A 17,025-nucleotide genomic window follows, 5' to 3' on the forward strand; every position below is an offset into this window, starting at 1 on the left:
CAAAATACCCGGGATGTTTTTACAGGCCGGATAAGGTGTTCACACCGCCATCCGGCATATATGCGCTGTTCTGCCGGATGACTATTCCCTCCGTATATTCCTAAATCGTTTTCCTGCTAACTAAAATATCGATCTCTGTCACAAAATAAATAATAACAATTGTATAACATTTCATTTACTAAAAAAGACAGTGAAAAGTACCGACGAGCTCGGGTGGATCTTTGGCGGGAGTATATTTCTAATGACTGAAAGCAGTGTAACTGTAAACGGGTCGCTGGCAAGCAGTGACACCCGTCGTCGCGTATGGGCAATTGTGGGGGCATCATCAGGGAATCTGGTCGAGTGGTTTGATTTCTATGTCTATTCCTTCTGCTCTCTCTACTTTGCGCACATCTTTTTTCCTTCGGGAAATACCACCACTCAGCTTTTACAGACAGCCGGGGTTTTCGCCGCAGGCTTCCTGATGCGTCCCATTGGCGGCTGGCTTTTTGGTCGGATTGCCGATAAGCATGGTCGTAAGAAATCAATGCTTCTCTCTGTTTGCATGATGTGTATGGGCTCGTTAGTCATTGCCTGCCTGCCGGGGTATGCCACGATCGGCACCTGGGCTCCGGCTCTTCTGCTGTTGGCTCGTCTGTTTCAGGGGCTGTCTGTTGGAGGAGAATACGGAACCAGTGCGACCTATATGAGTGAGGTAGCTGTTGAAGGCCGCAAAGGTTTTTACGCATCGTTCCAGTATGTCACTCTGATCGGCGGTCAGTTACTGGCACTGCTGGTTGTGGTTATCTTGCAGCAAACGCTGGAGGAATCTTCCCTCAGAGAATGGGGATGGCGTATTCCTTTTGCATTGGGCGCCGTACTGGCCGTTGTCGCGCTTTGGTTGCGTCGACAGTTGGATGAAACCTCAAAACAAGAAACCCGCGCGCTGAAAGAGGCTGGATCGCTCAAAGGACTATGGCGTAACCGTAAAGCGTTTATCATGGTACTGGGATTTACCGCTGCGGGCTCGCTGTGTTTCTATACCTTCACAACCTATATGCAGAAGTATCTGGTGAATACCGCTGGTATGCATGCCAATGTCGCCAGCGGAATCATGACGGCGGCGCTGTTTGTCTACATGCTAATTCAACCCCTGTTTGGCGCCCTTTCAGATAAAATCGGCCGACGGACATCAATGCTCTGCTTTGGCGCTCTGGCTGCGCTATTCACCGTACCTATTCTGTCAGCATTACAGAATGTCACGTCACCTTACGCAGCCTTTGGGTTGGTGATGTGCGCCCTGTTGATCGTGAGTTTCTACACCTCAATCAGTGGGATCCTGAAGGCGGAAATGTTTCCTGCCCAGGTGCGGGCATTGGGGGTAGGGCTTTCTTATGCGGTGGCGAATGCGCTGTTCGGCGGTTCTGCGGAATATGTTGCGCTGTCTCTGAAGTCCGTTGGTATGGAGACATCATTCTTCTGGTATGTGACCATTATGGCTATCGTGGCATTTCTGGTGTCGCTGATGCTGCACCGCAAGGGAAAAGGGTTACGTCTCTAGTTCCGCGCCATTTGCCAGACGGCGTAACCCGTGGTTGCGCCTGCGACATCCCAGGAGAAATCTTTCCAGCTCCAGCCGCTCCCTCCGGGGCGGCTGTCCCACATCTCTTTTGACGCACCGAGACTAATGGAGAACAGCAGCCCAACGGTTGCACTGCGATCGTGGCTCATTCCCTGATGCCGGGCATACTCATTCCCGGCGGCGGAAAGCATGGCTGATGCAATGAAGTGTTGCGCTTTATCCTGCCCGCTCCAGCTGTCATTGGACATATGGCTACAGCCTGAGAGCAACAACATGCCAAAAAGTATAAGGAAACGCACCGTGACCCTCACAGGAAAAACCCCGTCGCAGGGACGGGGCTTTTTGATTTACAGAATACGGCTGATTAATCTGTCGATTCGAATACGACGGAGTCTGCGGATGAGTTTACGGACTTTAACCGGATAGTCAGCGATGCTTTGTAGATCGCGGTAATGCTTAACAACCGTGGTGTGAGTGCGGATAAGCTCCAGCTCTTTCTCTCTCTGGGGAGCAAGTTCCTGTTTTGGATCGTGAATCAGAATTGCGTTTTCCAGATCCAGACGCCATGCTCGCGGGTTAAGGTTGTTCCCGGTGAGCAGCATCCACTTATCATCAACCCACATTCCTTTCAGGTGATAAGTATTGTCGTCATCTTTCCACAAACGCACTACGAGCTGATCGGTATTGACGTAATACTGCAAGCGGCTGAGGAAGCGACGCAGGTTAATCTCGTAGAGATAGGGAAGCGCGCCGATGATTTTAAACGGTTCATCCTCAGGGATATAAAAGTCGTTGGCGGTTTTATCACCCACGATAATCTCAACCTTTTTCCCTTCGCGCAGCAGTTGGATGATGTTGCGAACCAGCAGCGCAGGCAAGTTGAAATAAGGTGTGCAAATTGTGAGCTTATGCTCTGCGCAGGGCATAAGATGGAAAATGGTCTTGTTCAGCAGGCTCGATTTTCCCAGCCCAACCAGTGGTGTAACGGAAAGTTGCTCGTTGTCGGCATCGCCCTGGAAATGGTATGACGCATCGCGCAATTCCTGGCGATACAAACGAATGTCGTTTTTAATCTCCGGGCTTTTCGGACGCTGGGCACTGTCCAGGCGATTTACGCCGCGACCGTTAAGCAGATTCTGCGTGACCCACTCATACATGATGTCGGCCATCTTTGCATTACGAATCAACTGGTAACGATCATAACGATATTTATCATGCTGATGCAGATAGACGTCGTTCAGGCTGGCACCGCTGTAAAGGACGCTATCATCAATGATAAAGCCTTTAAAATGCAGTACGCCAAGCGCTTCACGCGTGTTAATCGGCACGCCGTAGACAGGAATATCGATGCCTGGGTTTTCTTGCGCCATTCGGCAATACCAGTCAGCGTTGGTATTAGACGCGGCTGCGCCAATACGTCCACGCTGAGCGCGATGCCAGTCGACAAGTACCCGAACATCCAGCTCAGGACGCTGCCGTTTAGCCTCATAGAGCGCGTCGAGTATGCCCTTGCCGCCGTCATCCTGTTCAAGATACAGGGCAATAATGCAAATACGCTGCGTCGCGCTGGCTATCTTCTCCAGCAGAGTCTCCCTGAAATTAGCGGGAGCATAAAAGAAATCTACATCATCAACTGGCTGAGAGATCTTAGGTAGTTGGGCAAGGTGTTGTTGATGTTTATTACGCTTAAATTTTGACAACATCACAGTGCATTTCTTCTCTGTTCATTGAAGGGTCCTCTGTGCTATGCAGACGACATAAGCGAGCAATGATAACACCAGTACCCGTTAAAGTGGTCAACATTTCCAGTACCTTACTCACGATTCCTCGTATTGGGCCAGATTCAGCGTCAGCCCAACAATCCCCTCTTCGAGCTGGATATCAACATCAAACCCGAGCTTTCGGGCCAGTGCCACCATGCCGCGATTGTTTGGCATCGTAATGCCATTCAGGCGTCTCAGTCCGTGATCTCGGGTATAAGCAATCAATTTTTCCATTAATCGCCGGCCTAATCCTAACCCTTTGAGATCTGAGCGAACCAGCACGGCAAATTCTGCATCAATGTTATCCGGGTCGGAGATAGCGCGCGTTACCCCGAGGATCTCTTCAGTTTGATCAATACGGCGCACGGCAACAAATGCCATTTCCCGATCGTAGTCGATCTGCGTCATGTTGGCTAAATCTTCATGAGTAAATTCATTGATCTCGCTAAAATAACGGTAATACAAATCCTCTTTTGTCACCTGAGAAATGAACTGCTGTAGATAAGGCTCATCTTCCGGCAGGATAGGGCGAAACAGGCAACGTTCGCCGTTTTTCATCTCAACCCACTCTTCAAGCTGCTGCGGATAGGGGCGAATAGCGAGTCGGCTCTCGTTGTCGCCATCATAAGGGGCGATATCCAGCGTGACGTCCAGCGCGGTAAACTCGCCAGCAGAAGCCAGCAAGGGATGGATATCCAGACGCTGAATTTCCGGGCAATCGACAATCAGGTTCGAGACCTGTACCAGCAGCTGGCTTAACCCTGTGATATCCAGCGGGCGTAGCGCGCTCCGGCCACGAATTTTTTTACTTTTGATTCCCTGAATAACCAAATAGCGCGCCAGATTCATGTTTAACGGCGGCAGCGCGACGACGGCCTGCTCTTCGGGTCGCCACTCTACGCCGCCTTCGCCAAGCATAATCAGCGGCCCAAAGACCGGGTCGTGTTCGACGACGACGCGAAGTTCCTGCGCGCCGGCACGGTTCGCCATACTCTGGACTAACAGACCGTGAATGCGCGCCTGAGGCCAGGCCATTTTTACACGATCGAAAATGGCATTCGCGGCTTGCTGAACTTCCGTTGCCGTGCGCAGATAGAGCATTACCCCCTGAACTTCCGATTTATGCGGAATATCCGGCGAACGCAGTTTTAACGCTACCGGGTAGCCAATTTGCTCGGCGATATGCACTGCTTCCGCGCTGTCGCCAGCAATCCAGGTGGGAAGCGTGTGTAACCCATACGCCTGCAGGATGGGCTGAACTTCATGGGTATCCAGCGATGTTGCGCCCTCTGCAATCGCCTGCTGTAACAGGTTATGCGCTTGAGCCGTGTCTGAGGTCAGGTTGCCTGGCAACACCGGGGTTTCCCGTAATTGCTTCTGGTTACGCCGGTATTCCACCATGTGCATAAAGGCAGTGATGGTGCCTTCCGGTGTTCGATAGGTAGGTAATCCCGCTTCACTGAACATTTTGCGGGCTTCCTGAGAGGAAAACTCGCCGCACCAGTTGGTGAGTAAGGTGACGAATTTCCCTCTGGGATGATGTTTTACCGCTTCAATGAGCGCGTGTGCGCTCTCGGTGCCTGGTGCGGCGGCGCTGGGTGAGTGGATCACCATCAGCGCATCAAAATCCTGGCTGGCGAGTAAGATATTCAGCGTTTTGACGTAGTGTTCACAGCTGGCATCATCACGCAAATCCAGCGGGTTGGCGATATCGACGTGAGCAGGTAGCGCTTCGCTTAGCTTAAGGCGGGTCTCTTCGCTCAGGGTGGCGAGCTTGCCGTTGCGCGACCACAGCTCATCCAGCGCCAGCGCGGCGGGCGCAGCGCCATTGCTGATGATCATCAACCTGTCGCCACGTAATGGCCGCATATGGCTCAGCGTTTCGACCGCCGAAAAGAGTTCGTGAGTATCCTGCACGCGTAAAAGCCCCGCACGCTGGATGGCGGCATCCCATGCCGGGTCCATGCCGACACTGGTATTTAACAAACGTTGCGCCGCTGGGCTGCGACCGCTTTTAATCACCAGAATGGGTTTATTTCGCGATGCGCTACGGGCGGCGGAGACAAAGCGTCGCGCGTCGCTCAGATGTTCGAGATAGAGCAAAATGGCGCTGGTTTTACTGTCGCGCGCCAGATAATCCAGCAGTTCATCAACATCAATGTCCAGACTGTCGCCAAGCGCGATAAAATAAGAAAAGCCCATCTCCCGTTGTTGCGCCCAGTCGAGAATCGTATTGGAGACGGCGGCGGATTGCGAAATAAACGCGAGTTTTCCACGTTTGATCGGAACCGGAGAGAAACTGGCGTTAAGCCCTTGCCAGGGGGCGAGTAAACCCAGGCTGTTTGGGCCGAGTAGTCGCATTTTATAGCGTTGGGCACATGCCAGAAGTTCAGCGTGCTGCGCTGCGGGCGCCGACAAAATAATGCAGGTTTTACAGCCTTTTTCCCCCAGCGCCTCCAGCAACGCGATATTACGGCTGGCGTTGGTGCACAGAACGGCGAGATCCGGTGTAAAAGGCAAACTGGCGACGTCGGGCCAGGCCAGGACGCCTAAGACGGCTTTCCATGCGGGCGTTACAGGTAATACCGGGCCATTAAAGCCTCCTGCCAGCAGGTTACGCATCATCAGGTAACCTGCGCGATTGGGCTTCATCGACGCCCCTAGCACCGCTATCGATTTTGGTCGCAGTAGTGCTTCCAGTCCTCTCTGACTCATGCCGGTCTCCCTTACGCAGAAGTGACCGAATGATTTTAAACGCTTTCTGCTGTTTCTGTTGTGACGCTTCCCTGATGTTGCGTTTTTCCTGCCATATAGCGCGTTTTAAAGCGTGAGAAGTGATCGCCTAAATGGGTTGCCGCAGCCGTGTCGCCCGCCAGATCCAGCAGCGCTATTGCCACTTCGGCAGTGCAATACTGCCCTTCGGCATGAACTTCTCGCAGGTGATAGGCGGAAAGACGCGATAAATCAACGGAAATAATCGGCAGGTTATCGAGATAAGGGCTTTTACGGAACATTTTGCGCGCTTCCGGCCAGGTGCCGTCGAGCATGATAAACAGCGGTGGTTTTCCGGCTGGTGGCGTGAAAATGACCTCGCGTTCTTCCCCGGCATAGGAGGCGGGGAATACGACCATCGGCTGATAATCCGGGTTGTTAACCAGATCGAGCAGCGCCTGCGGCGGTTCGGTACGCGACCATTGAAAGGCCGTTGTTTCCGGCAGAATATCGGCAATCAGACGCCCCGTATTGCTGGGTTTCATTGGCTCGGTATCAAACATCACCAGACAAAAACGGCTTGTCGCCTGAGAAGGCGAGAGGGTATCGCACAGGCAGAGTTTCAACGGGAGCAGACAGCGCTGACAGCGACGAATGCGGTTTCCTCTGGCAAGAAAAGGACGCGTGGCGCGTGCGAGGCGTTCGGCGCGTAACTGGAGAACAGCGTTATCAGTCATGGAAGAATACAGTGAAAAACGCTATTGTCGCAGAGGTGAAAACGGGGCACAAGATGCGCCCCGTGGAGATTACAGCGATTCGTTCAGCCAGCTGTCAAATGGCGCTTTAGGAACTGCGCCATTTAACATGTCGATGACTTCGCCGTTCTTAAAGATCATGATGGTCGGGATGCTGCGGATACCGAAACGGGCGCTGAGTTCACGTTCCGCTTCTGTGTTAACTTTCACAAAACGCACCTTACCGCTGCGCTCTTCCGCGACATCTTCAAAAATCGGGGCAAAGTTACGGCATGGGCCGCACCACGGCGCCCAGAAATCGACCACCACAGGGAGATCGTCTTTCAGCAGCTTATCCAGCGTTTCACCGGTCGCATTAATCACCTCTCCATCGAACAGGTCGTGACCACAGCGTCCACATTTTGCCGCATCCTGAATACGATCATCGGGAATGCGGTTGATTGCCTGGCAGCTGGTACAAACGGTATTCATAACTAACCTCTGGATGAGTAGGGTAGACTTTTCCGGCAATTACGCCGATATGTTTCCAATATGTTACATATTATCGATGAGACTGTTTTAAACAACAATGTGTTTTATTCAATGAGTACAATAGTCATTAGCTTTTAAATGAAATAATGGCTAACCGGGTGCACATCGGGTAATCTTCGCGCTTCGCGCAGCGCTGGTGGAGAAAAGCATGAACGATGAATTAAAGAACAAAAGCGGCAAGGTCAAAGTGATGTATGTCCGCAGTGATGATGACTCTGATAAACGCACCCATAACCCGCGTACCGGGAAAGGGGGAGGTCGTCCAGGAAAGTCTCGTACTGACGGTGGCCGTCGCCCCGCCCGCGATGCTCGTGATGAAAGAAGCGGTCAGATTCGCGATCGTAAACGTGAAGACTCACCGTGGCGTACCGTTTCCCGTGCGCCAGGCGATGACACGCCTGAGAAAGCCGATCACGGTGGAATCAGCGGTAAAAGTTTTATCGATCCTGAAGTTTTACGTCGCCAGCGTGCGGAAGAGACCCGTGTCTACGGCGAAAATGCCTGTCAGGCCCTGTTCCAGAGTCGCCCGGATGCGATTGTTCGCGCATGGTTCATTCAGAGCGTGACCCCTCGCTTTAAAGAAGCGTTACGCTGGATGGCGGCTAACCGCAAAGCGTACCACGTTGTGGATGAAGCTGAACTGGCGAAAGCCTCTGGAACTGAGCACCACGGCGGCGTTTGTTTCCTGATTAAAAAGCGTAACGGTACGACCGTTAAGCAGTGGGTAAGCCAGGCGGACGCGCAGGATTGCGTGCTGGCGCTGGAAGATGTGGCTAACCCGCACAACCTTGGCGGCATGATGCGTAGCTGTGCGCACTTTGGCGTAAAAGGTGTGGTGGTACAGGACGCGGCGCTTCTTGAATCCGGTGCGGCGATCCGTACGGCGGAAGGTGGCGCGGAGCATGTTCAGCCGATCACGGGCGACAGCATTGTGGATGTGCTGGATGATTTCCGTCAGGCGGGTTATACGATCGTCACCACGTCCAGCGATCAGGGCAAACCGTTGTTTAGTACGGCGCTGCCAGCGAGAATGGTGCTGGTGTTAGGGCGTGAGCTGGAGTCCCTGCCGGAAGCCGCGCGTGAACCTGGCGATCTGTGCGTGAAAATTGATGGCACCGGAAATGTTGAAAACCTCAACGTCTCTGTCGCAACCGGCGTATTGCTGGGCGAATGGTGGCGTCAGAATAAAGCATAATCAGGTGTAAGTGCCTGATGGCGCTGCGCTTATCAGGCCTACGGCAATGATTCGTAGGCCGGGTAAGGCGAAGCCGCCACCCGGCGCAAAGCAAAAACTTATTCGCTCTCTGCCGGTAATACCGGCATCCAGTCAATCGGCTTCTCGCCGTGCTGCTCCAGCCACTGATTCGCCAATACAAAATGGTTACAGCCAAAGAATCCCCGATGTGCCGACAACGGCGACGGATGCGGCGCTCTCAACACGTAATGGCGCTGGCGATCGATAATCGCCCCTTTCTTTTGTGCGTGCGAACCCCAGAGTAAAAAGACGACCCCTTCACGATGTTCGTTAACAAGGCTGATCACTTTGTCTGTAAAGGTTTCCCATCCCAGACTGGCGTGAGAATGCGCCTGGCCTGCGCGGACGGTCAGCACGGTATTTAATAACAATACCCCCTGACGCGCCCAGCTCTCCAGATACCCATGAGCAGGGCGGGTAAAGCTCGGTATGGACGTTTCCAGTTCTTTATACATGTTCAGCAGAGAAGGCGGTGTGGCAATACCCGGACGAACAGAAAACGCCAGACCATGCGCCTGCCCAGGGCCGTGATAAGGGTCTTGCCCCAGAATCACCACTTTGACATCACCGAGTTCAGTGAAGCGAAACGCGTTAAATACATCCTTCTGTGGAGGATAGACTGTCATTCCTGACTGACGTTCGCCCGCAACGGTATGAAGTGTGTTAACAAAATAGGGCTGCTGCTTCTCATCTGCCAGCACATCGTGCCAGGTTAAATCGGTGGCCATCTCGCTCTCCTGCGAATTTTTCAATCTGCATAGCTTAACTGCTTCTTTCTATGGTGCAAAATCGCGTGTGTCACAAACCCGGCTACCCCTTAAAGATAGTTGAAAATTTATGTAAAAAGTTTATGTGTGGACGTGGCGTAAGTTGATGTAAAACAATAAATTCCATGCAACACCCTCTTTGTGGTGTGGTTTTTATTGATTTAAATCAAAGAATCAAGGGTGTGTGAGGGGTATATATACACTCAAGCAACAATGGTTTTACCAATTGGCCGCGAACAGGCCGATCATAATCAAACACTTTTGCCGGGGAGGCATCACATGATTACAGGTATCCAGATTACTAAAGCCGCTAACGACGACCTGCTGAATTCTTTCTGGTTGCTGGACAGCGAAAAAGGCGAAGCACGTTGCATCGCAGCGAAAGCCGGTTTTGCCGAAGATGAAGTGGTTGCAGTGAACAAACTGGGTGAAATCGAATACCGTGAAATTCCGATGGAAGTAAAACCGGAAGTTCGCGTTGAAGGCGGTCAGCACCTGAACGTTAACGTTCTGCGTCGCGAAACGCTGGAAGATGCCGTTAAGCACCCGGAAAAATATCCGCAGCTGACCATCCGTGTTTCTGGCTATGCCGTGCGTTTTAACTCCCTGACGCCGGAACAGCAGCGCGACGTTATCGCTCGTACCTTTACTGAAAGCCTGTAAGGCTGACTGATAACATAAAAACGCCGGGTTAGCCCCGGCGTTTTTTTTACTCTTCGTTGGACTGCTTCTGCGCGTCCGTACCCGTACCAGCAGGCTTGCGGCGTTTACCAATGTTTTTGGTATCACGGTGACGTTTCTTCACGCGCGGCTTCTCTTTTTCTTGTTTTTTCTTCTCAGCACGTTTAGCCAGCACTTTCTTGGACGGCTTGCCGGTCAGTTTTTCGCTTGGCGCACGAGTGGTTGGACGCAATTCATCAATGACGCGCGCTTTCAGCGTCTCTTCAATATAGCGACCCACTTTTCCCAGCAGCAGATGGTCATGCGCTTCTACCAGGGAAATCGCCGTTCCTTTACGCCCTGCACGTCCGGTACGGCCGATACGGTGCAGATAGGTATCGCTGCTGCGTGGCATATCGAAGTTAAAAACATGGCTTACATCAGGGATATCAATCCCGCGAGCGGCGACGTCGGTTGCGATCAGCACGTTCACGCGGCCATCGGTCAGACGTTTGATCGCTTCGTTACGCTTACCCTGTACCATCTCGCCTTCGAGATAGCAGTTATTGATGCCTGCTTCGCGCAGCCAGCCTGCCAGCTCATGTACACGCTCACGTTTACGCACGAAGACGATAGAGCGGGTGGCTTCAGGTTGTTTTAACAGGTGTACCAGCAAAGCGGTTTTGTGCTGAATGTCATCGGCACGGTAGTACCATTGATGAATCTTTTTGCGTTCGCGGGTAGACGGGGTCGCTGAGACCTCGACCGGATCTTCCAGCAGACGTTCCGCAAAATCGTTAATCGCGCCGCCTTCCAGCGTAGCGGAGAACAGCATGGTCTGTTTGCGCCAGCGGGTTTCACCTGCGATATGCTCGATATCCTGGGCGAAGCCCATGTCCAGCATACGGTCGGCTTCATCAAGAATCAGCGTTTCAACCGCGCGGCAGTCAAAGTTTTCTTCTTTAATATATTGCAGCAGGCGACCCGTGGTGGCGACCACAATATCCTGGTTCTCGCTGAACACCTCGGCATGGTTCATATAAGCCACGCCGCCGGTGATTGTCGCAATATCCAGATGGGTGTGTTTCGCCAGTTCACGGGCGTGATCGGCAACCTGCATCGCCAGTTCGCGGGTCGGCGTAAGGATCAGAATACGCGGCGGACCGGATTTTTTACGCGGGAAGTCGAGCAGGTGCTGCAACGCTGGCAGCAGGTATGCCGCCGTTTTACCGGTGCCTGTCGGCGCAGAACCGAGTACATCACGTCCATCGAGCGCAGGCGGAATGGCGGCAGCCTGAATGGCGGTCGGGCGAGTAAAGCCTTTATCCTGGAGGGCATCCAGCAGGCTTTCATCGAGTTCAAGTTCGGAAAAAGTCGTTACAGTCATGTTCTACCTCTGTGTGGGGCGCTGATTATAGACGTTACGGCTGCAATCTTCATCTGTTTGTATGGATATCGCTTCTCAGGTATTGTTTTCACCCTACGCTATTGCCGTTTTTCCAGGAAGGTTGTTCTTTCATGTCCCAGTCTACATCCACACTTCGTCGTAATGGATTTACCTTTAAGCAGTTTTTCGTGGCGCACGATCGCTGCGCGATGAAAGTCGGTACTGATGGTATTTTATTGGGAGCATGGGCACCAGTCGCAGGCGTAACGCGGATCCTCGATATTGGTACCGGCAGCGGTCTGCTGGCGCTGATGTTGGCGCAGCGTACCGACGAAAGCGTCACCATTGATGCCGTTGAACTGGACAGCGAAGCGGCGACGCAGGCGCAGGAGAATATCGCCCACTCACCGTGGCCGCAGCGGATAACGGTGCATACGGAAGATGTCCGGCAGTGGGTGCCGCGCCAGACCGCGCGCTTTGATCTTATCATCAGTAACCCGCCTTATTATGAACAAGGGGTGGAATGCGCAACGCCGCAGCGAGAGCAGGCGCGTTATACCACCACGCTCGATCACGAAGCGTTACTTACCACTGCGGCTGACTGTATTACGGAAGAGGGATTTTTCTGCGTGGTGCTGCCGGAACAGACTGGCAACATCTTCACGCAGCAGGCGTTAAGCATGGGCTGGCATTTGCGTTTACGTACCGACGTAGCCGAAACGGAGTCGCGATTGCCTCATCGGGTACTGTTGGCATTTTCCCCGCGAACGGGGGAATGCTTTAGCGATCGCCTGGTGATTCGTGGGCCAGACCAGCTTTACTCTGAAGGGTACACGGCGCTGACCCAGGCGTTTTATTTGTTCATGTAAGCGTTGAGCGGCGAAAGCACCGACGGGCCGGATTCCGGCAGCAATGCGGGGTAATCCAGCGTATAGTGCAGGCCACGGCTCTCTTTACGCATCATCGCGCAGCGCACAATCAGTTCCGCGACCTGCACCAGGTTGCGCAGCTCCAGCAGATTATTCGATACGCGGAAGTTAGCGTAATATTCGTCGATTTCCTGTTGCAGCATCGTAATGCGTCGCAGGGCGCGCTCCAGACGTTTGGTGGTGCGCACAATGCCGACATAGTCCCACATAAACAGACGTAGCTCATGCCAGTTATGCTGGAGCACGACCAACTCATCCGGGTTTTCAACGCGACTTTCATCCCAGGCCGGAAGCGTGCTAACGCTACGGGCATACGGCATACGTCTGTCGATATCCTCTGCCGCTGACCAGCCATACACCAGACACTCCAACAGGGAATTGGACGCCATGCGATTCGCGCCGTGCAGGCCGGTATAGCTTACTTCGCCAATGGCATACAGACCGTCCACATCGGTTCGGCCAAAATCGTCGACCATCACGCCGCCGCAGGTGTAGTGGGCGGCAGGTACGACCGGAACCGGCTCTTTAGTCAGATCGATTCCCAACCCCAGCAATTTTTCATAAATCATTGGGAAGTGCTGACGCACAAATGCTTCCGGTTTATGGCTGATGTCGAGGAACATGCAGTCTGCGCCGAGACGCTTCATTTCGTGGTCAATGGCGCGAGCGACGATATCGCGCGGAGCCAGTTCGCCACGCTCATCAAAATCAGGCATAAAGCGCGTGCCGTCCGGGCGTTTGAGATGCGCCCCTTCGCCACGTAGCGCTTCCGTCAGCAGAAAGTTTCGTGCCTGAGGATGATACAGCGCGGTAGGGTGGAACTGATTAAATTCAAGATTCGCGACGCGGCACCCGGCGCGCCAGGCCATCGCGATACCGTCGCCGGAAGAGATATCCGGGTTGGTGGTGTACTGATACACTTTCGATGCCCCGCCTGTCGCCAGAACGACTGACTTCGCGTGGCATGTTTCGACCGATTCTTTATTCCGATTCCAGATCCAGGCGCCGACGACGCGGCGTGTTCCTGGCAGGCCGATTTTATCGGAGATGATCAGATCGACGGCGTTACTCCGCTCCAGTACGCGAATATTCGGATGGTTCTGTGCCTTGCTGACCAGGGTGGTTTCCACTTCTTTACCAGTGGCGTCAGCCGCATGCAGGATACGGCGATGACTATGGCCGCCTTCACGGGTCAGATGGTAGCTCTCTTCCCCGTTCGGTTGCACCTGGGTGTCAAATAATACACCCTGATCGATAAGCCACTGTACGCAAGAGCGGGCATTGCTGGCGACAAACTCCACCGCGTGGCGATCGCAAATACCGGCCCCGGCGATCAGCGTATCTTCAACATGCGAATCGATACTGTCCGTCTCGTCGAAAACGGCGGCAATGCCACCCTGAGCATAAAACGTTGAGCCTTCGCTCACCGGGCCTTTACTCAGGACTATCACCTGATGTTTTTCAGCCAGGCGCAGCGCCAGAGAGAGTCCGGCAGCACCGCTGCCAATAATCAGCACGTCACAGGAAAGTTCAGGAGTCGTAGTCATAGCATTTGTTTAATTTACTAAACAGTGTTTGGGCAGCATAGCACCATACTGCGCGATACAGCACGTTTTATTTTTGAATGTGTTGCAATGGCTAAACATTAAAGGAAAATTCAAGGGGAAGTAAAACAAAGAAAATATTTTGCGAAGCAGGCCGTTAGCGCCAGATTATGTGATGAAATAAAGTGGCTGTTGGGTTACTCTTCAAGCGGCTAAAAGGGCATTTCTATACAGATAGTGCGTTGTTCAGACTCTGTAGACTTATAATGAGAGATAATGATCTGTCTACAACATGACAAACAAAAACAGATGCGTAACGGAACTTTACGAAAAAGAGACACTCTAAGCTGTTGCTTGCTCATAGTGCAGTTTATGGAGTGGCGTTTCGAGAGCGCGTGGAAATTTGGTTTGGGGAGACTTTACCTCGGATGAGCGAGCAGTTAACGGACCAGGTCCTGGTTGAACGGGTCCAGAAGGGAGATCAGAAAGCCTTTAACTTACTGGTAGTGCGCTACCAGCATAAAGTGGCGAGCCTGGTTTCCCGCTATGTACCGTCGGGCGATGTTCCCGATGTGGTGCAAGAGTCATTTATTAAGGCCTATCGCGCGCTGGATTCTTTCCGGGGGGATAGCGCTTTTTATACCTGGTTGTACCGTATTGCCGTCAATACGGCGAAGAATTACCTGGTTGCTCAGGGACGCAGGCCGCCTTCCAGCGATGTTGATGCGATTGACGCAGAAAACTTCGAAAGTGGCGGCGCATTGAAAGAAATTTCGAACCCTGAGAACTTAATGTTGTCAGAAGAGCTGAGACAGATAGTTTTCCGAACTATTGAGTCCCTCCCCGAGGATTTACGCATGGCAATAACCTTGCGGGAGCTGGATGGCCTGAGCTATGAAGAGATAGCCGCTATCATGGATTGTCCGGTGGGTACGGTGCGTTCACGTATCTTCCGTGCGCGGGAAGCTATTGATAATAAAGTTCAACCGCTTATCAGGCGTTGACGATAGCGGGATACTGGAAAAGGTATTAGGCATGCAGAAAGAAAAACTTTCCGCTTTAATGGATGGCGAAACGCTGGACAGTGAGCTGCTGAAAAAACTGGCTCACGACCCGGAAATGCAAAAAACATGGGAGAGTTATCACCTGATCCGCGATTCCATGCGGGGTGATACCGCTGACGTTCTCCATTTCGATATTTCCGCCCGCGTAATGGCCGCCATCGAAAATGAGCCGGTACGCCAGACGGCGCCGCTGATTCCTGAGGCCCAGCCCGCACCGCACCAGTGGCAGAAAATGCCATTCTGGCAGAAAATGCGTCCGTGGGCGGCGCAGCTCACTCAAATGGGTGTGGCTGCATGCGTATCACTTGCAGTTATTGTTGGCGTCCAGCACTATAATGGACAATCTGAAACGTCCCAGCAGCCCGAAACGCCGGTATTCAATACATTACCGATGATGGGCAAAGCCAGTCCGGTGAGCCTGGGAGTACCTTCTGACGCGACGGCTAACGGCGGTCAGCAACAGCAGGTGCAGGAGCAGCGTCGTCGCATTAATGCCATGTTGCAGGATTACGAACTGCAACGCCGACTGCACTCCGAACAGCTTCAGTTTGAGCAGGCGCAAACACAGCAAGCCGCTGTACAGGTGCCAGGAATTCAAACTTTAGGAACGCAATCGCAGTAATGAAGCAACTTTGGTTTGCCATGTCACTTGTGGCGGGTAGCCTGTTCTTCTCTGTTAACGCCTCGGCCAATACTGCGTCCGGGGCGTTATTGCAGCAGATGAATCTGGCCAGCCAGTCACTGAATTACGAGCTGTCATTCGTCAGCATCAATAAACAAGGCGTTGAGTCTCTGCGTTATCGACATGCACGCCTGGACAATCGTCCTCTTGCACAACTGTTGCAAATGGATGGCCCGCGCCGGGAAGTGGTGCAGCGTGGTAACGAAATCAGCTACTTCGAACCCGGGCTCGAACCGTTCACCCTGAACGGCGACTATATTGTCGATTCTCTGCCGTCCCTTATCTATGCCGACTTTAAACGTCTTTCTCCCTGGTATGACTTTATTTCCGTAGGCCGCACCCGCATTGCCGACAGGCTGTGTGAAGTCATTCGTGTTGTCGCGCGCGACGGCACCCGTTACAGCTATATTGTATGGCTGGATACCGAAACAAAGCTGCCGATGCGGGTGGATCTCCTTGACCGGGATGGTGAAACGCTGGAGCAGTTCCGCGTGATTTCCTTCGCCGTGAATCAGGACGTCGGTAATAGCATGCAGATGCTGGCAAAAGCGAATTTGCCGCCATTGCTTTCTGTTCCTGTGGGGGAAAAGGCGAAGTTCAACTGGAGCCCGACGTGGTTGCCGCAAGGGTTTAGCGAAGTCTCCAGCAGCCGACGTCCGCTGCCTACAATGGATAATCTGCCTATCGAGTCACGCCTCTATTCTGACGGCCTGTTCAGTTTCTCTGTGAACGTGAATCGTGCGACGCAGAACAGCACCGATCAGATGCTGCGAACCGGGCGCAGAACGGTCAGCACCAGCGTACGTGAAAACGCTGAAATTACGATTGTCGGCGAACTTCCGCCGCAAACCGCGAAACGCATTGCGGACAATATTAAGTTCGGGGCGGCACAATGATTAAAGAGTGGGCGACCGTTGTCTCCTGGCAAAATGGCCAGGCACTGGTGAGCTGCGACGTCAAAGCATCGTGCAGCAGTTGCGCCTCACGGGCCGGATGCGGCAGTCGCGTGCTGAATAAACTCGGGCCGCAAACCACACATACCATTGTGGTGCCAAGTGCCGAACCGCTGACGCCTGGTCAAAAAGTGGAACTGGGCATTGCCGAAGGCAGCCTGCTGGGGTCAGCAATGCTGGTTTACCTGTCGCCGCTGGTTGGGCTGTTTATCTTCGCTGCGTTGTTCCAGGTACTGTTTGGTTCTGACATTGCCGCGTTGAGCGGCGCGGTGCTGGGCGGCGTCGGGGGTTTTCTGATTGCGCGCGGCTACTCGCGTAAACTGGCTGAACGTGAGGCCTGGCAGCCGGTCATTCTTAACGTTGCTCTCCCGCCTGGTCTGGTCCGCGTTGAAACACCATCTTCCGAAACGAACCCGTGATATTTTTGCCGGATGGCGGCTTCGCCTGATCCGGCCTGTGAAC

General features: G+C 53.1%; 17 protein-coding genes. 9 read left to right on the plus strand and 8 right to left on the minus strand.

Features of this window, described 5'->3' with window-relative positions; genetic code table 11:
- The first annotated feature begins 241 nt into the window (after positions 1-241).
- Entirely contained in the window at positions 242-1,540 is a 1,299-nt protein-coding gene (locus OGY62_RS15140; protein ID WP_047461905.1) for an MFS transporter, read from the plus strand.
- Here the strand turns inward: OGY62_RS15140 and OGY62_RS15145 are convergent.
- The 5 genes from OGY62_RS15145 to trxC form a co-directional block, all read right to left on the minus strand.
- Positions 1,537-1,860, minus strand: coding sequence for a YfiM family lipoprotein (locus tag OGY62_RS15145; RefSeq protein WP_153257780.1), 324 nt, complete (start codon positions 1,858-1,860; stop codon positions 1,537-1,539). The genes OGY62_RS15140 and OGY62_RS15145 overlap by 4 nt on opposite strands.
- Before the next feature lie 48 nt (positions 1,861-1,908).
- Entirely contained in the window at positions 1,909-3,264 is a 1,356-nt protein-coding gene (pssA, locus tag OGY62_RS15150) for a CDP-diacylglycerol--serine O-phosphatidyltransferase (protein WP_012131199.1), read from the minus strand.
- Positions 3,265-3,378: 114 nt separating this feature from the next.
- Positions 3,379-6,039 (minus strand): bifunctional acetate--CoA ligase family protein/GNAT family N-acetyltransferase, encoded by a 2,661-nt coding sequence (locus OGY62_RS15160; RefSeq protein WP_047461908.1) that lies wholly within the window; start codon positions 6,037-6,039, stop codon positions 3,379-3,381.
- A gap of 35 nt (positions 6,040-6,074) precedes the next feature.
- A complete protein-coding gene (gene tapT / locus OGY62_RS15165) occupies positions 6,075-6,773 on the minus strand; it encodes a tRNA-uridine aminocarboxypropyltransferase (RefSeq protein ID WP_286460249.1) in 699 nt (232 codons plus the stop codon).
- Between the two features lie 69 nt (positions 6,774-6,842).
- The gene (gene trxC, locus OGY62_RS15170) at positions 6,843-7,262 is read right to left on the minus strand and encodes a thioredoxin TrxC (protein ID WP_047461913.1); all 420 of its coding nucleotides are present in this window, start codon (positions 7,260-7,262) and stop codon (positions 6,843-6,845) included.
- Between the two features lie 208 nt (positions 7,263-7,470).
- Here trxC and OGY62_RS15175 point away from each other — a divergent pair, with 208 nt between their 5' ends.
- Positions 7,471-8,517, plus strand: a complete 1,047-nt coding sequence (locus tag OGY62_RS15175; protein ID WP_104868329.1) for a tRNA/rRNA methyltransferase — start codon at positions 7,471-7,473, stop codon at positions 8,515-8,517.
- Between the two features lie 98 nt (positions 8,518-8,615).
- Here OGY62_RS15175 and ung read toward each other — a convergent pair whose 3' ends face one another.
- Entirely contained in the window at positions 8,616-9,305 is a 690-nt protein-coding gene (ung, locus tag OGY62_RS15180) for a uracil-DNA glycosylase (protein WP_286460250.1), read from the minus strand.
- A gap of 318 nt (positions 9,306-9,623) precedes the next feature.
- Between ung and grcA the strand changes: the two genes are divergently transcribed.
- Entirely contained in the window at positions 9,624-10,007 is a 384-nt protein-coding gene (gene grcA, locus OGY62_RS15185; RefSeq protein ID WP_012131205.1) for an autonomous glycyl radical cofactor GrcA, read from the plus strand.
- Between the two features lie 46 nt (positions 10,008-10,053).
- Here the strand turns inward: grcA and srmB are convergent, their stop codons facing one another.
- Positions 10,054-11,391, minus strand: a complete 1,338-nt coding sequence (srmB, locus tag OGY62_RS15190; protein ID WP_012131206.1) for an ATP-dependent RNA helicase SrmB — start codon at positions 11,389-11,391, stop codon at positions 10,054-10,056.
- Between the two features lie 131 nt (positions 11,392-11,522).
- Here srmB and trmN point away from each other — a divergent pair, with 131 nt between their 5' ends.
- Entirely contained in the window at positions 11,523-12,260 is a 738-nt protein-coding gene (gene trmN / locus OGY62_RS15195; protein ID WP_104868330.1) for a tRNA(1)(Val) (adenine(37)-N(6))-methyltransferase TrmN, read from the plus strand.
- Here trmN and nadB read toward each other — a convergent pair.
- Positions 12,245-13,867 (minus strand): L-aspartate oxidase, encoded by a 1,623-nt coding sequence (gene nadB, locus OGY62_RS15200; RefSeq protein WP_286450217.1) that lies wholly within the window; start codon positions 13,865-13,867, stop codon positions 12,245-12,247. The genes trmN and nadB overlap by 16 nt on opposite strands.
- A 273-nt stretch (positions 13,868-14,140) precedes the next feature.
- On the opposite strand from nadB, the gene rseD reads away from it, so the two are divergent.
- The 5 genes from rseD to rseC are packed head-to-tail and all read left to right on the plus strand — an operon-like array spanning position 14,141 to position 16,982.
- Positions 14,141-14,296 carry a rpoE leader peptide RseD gene (gene rseD / locus OGY62_RS15205; protein WP_123907454.1) on the plus strand — a complete coding sequence of 52 codons (156 nt, stop codon included), beginning with the start codon at positions 14,141-14,143 and terminating at the stop codon, positions 14,294-14,296.
- On the plus strand, positions 14,293-14,868 hold the full coding sequence (gene rpoE, locus OGY62_RS15210) for an RNA polymerase sigma factor RpoE (protein WP_006176728.1): 576 nt from the start codon (positions 14,293-14,295) through the stop codon (positions 14,866-14,868). The genes rseD and rpoE overlap by 4 nt, the downstream gene beginning before the upstream one ends.
- A gap of 31 nt (positions 14,869-14,899) precedes the next feature.
- Positions 14,900-15,550, plus strand: a complete 651-nt coding sequence (rseA, locus tag OGY62_RS15215; protein WP_286460251.1) for an anti-sigma-E factor RseA — start codon at positions 14,900-14,902, stop codon at positions 15,548-15,550.
- On the plus strand, positions 15,550-16,506 hold the full coding sequence (gene rseB, locus OGY62_RS15220) for a sigma-E factor regulatory protein RseB (protein WP_012131210.1): 957 nt from the start codon (positions 15,550-15,552) through the stop codon (positions 16,504-16,506). The genes rseA and rseB overlap by 1 nt, the downstream gene beginning before the upstream one ends.
- Complete coding sequence (rseC, locus tag OGY62_RS15225; RefSeq protein ID WP_200030597.1) at positions 16,503-16,982, plus strand: SoxR-reducing system protein RseC; 480 nt, start codon at positions 16,503-16,505, stop codon at positions 16,980-16,982. The genes rseB and rseC overlap by 4 nt, the downstream gene beginning before the upstream one ends.
- Positions 16,983-17,025 lie beyond the last annotated feature (43 nt).

This window comes from Citrobacter sp. CK198 (assembly GCF_030333295.1).
Lineage (GTDB): Bacteria > Pseudomonadota > Gammaproteobacteria > Enterobacterales > Enterobacteriaceae > Citrobacter_B > Citrobacter_B koseri.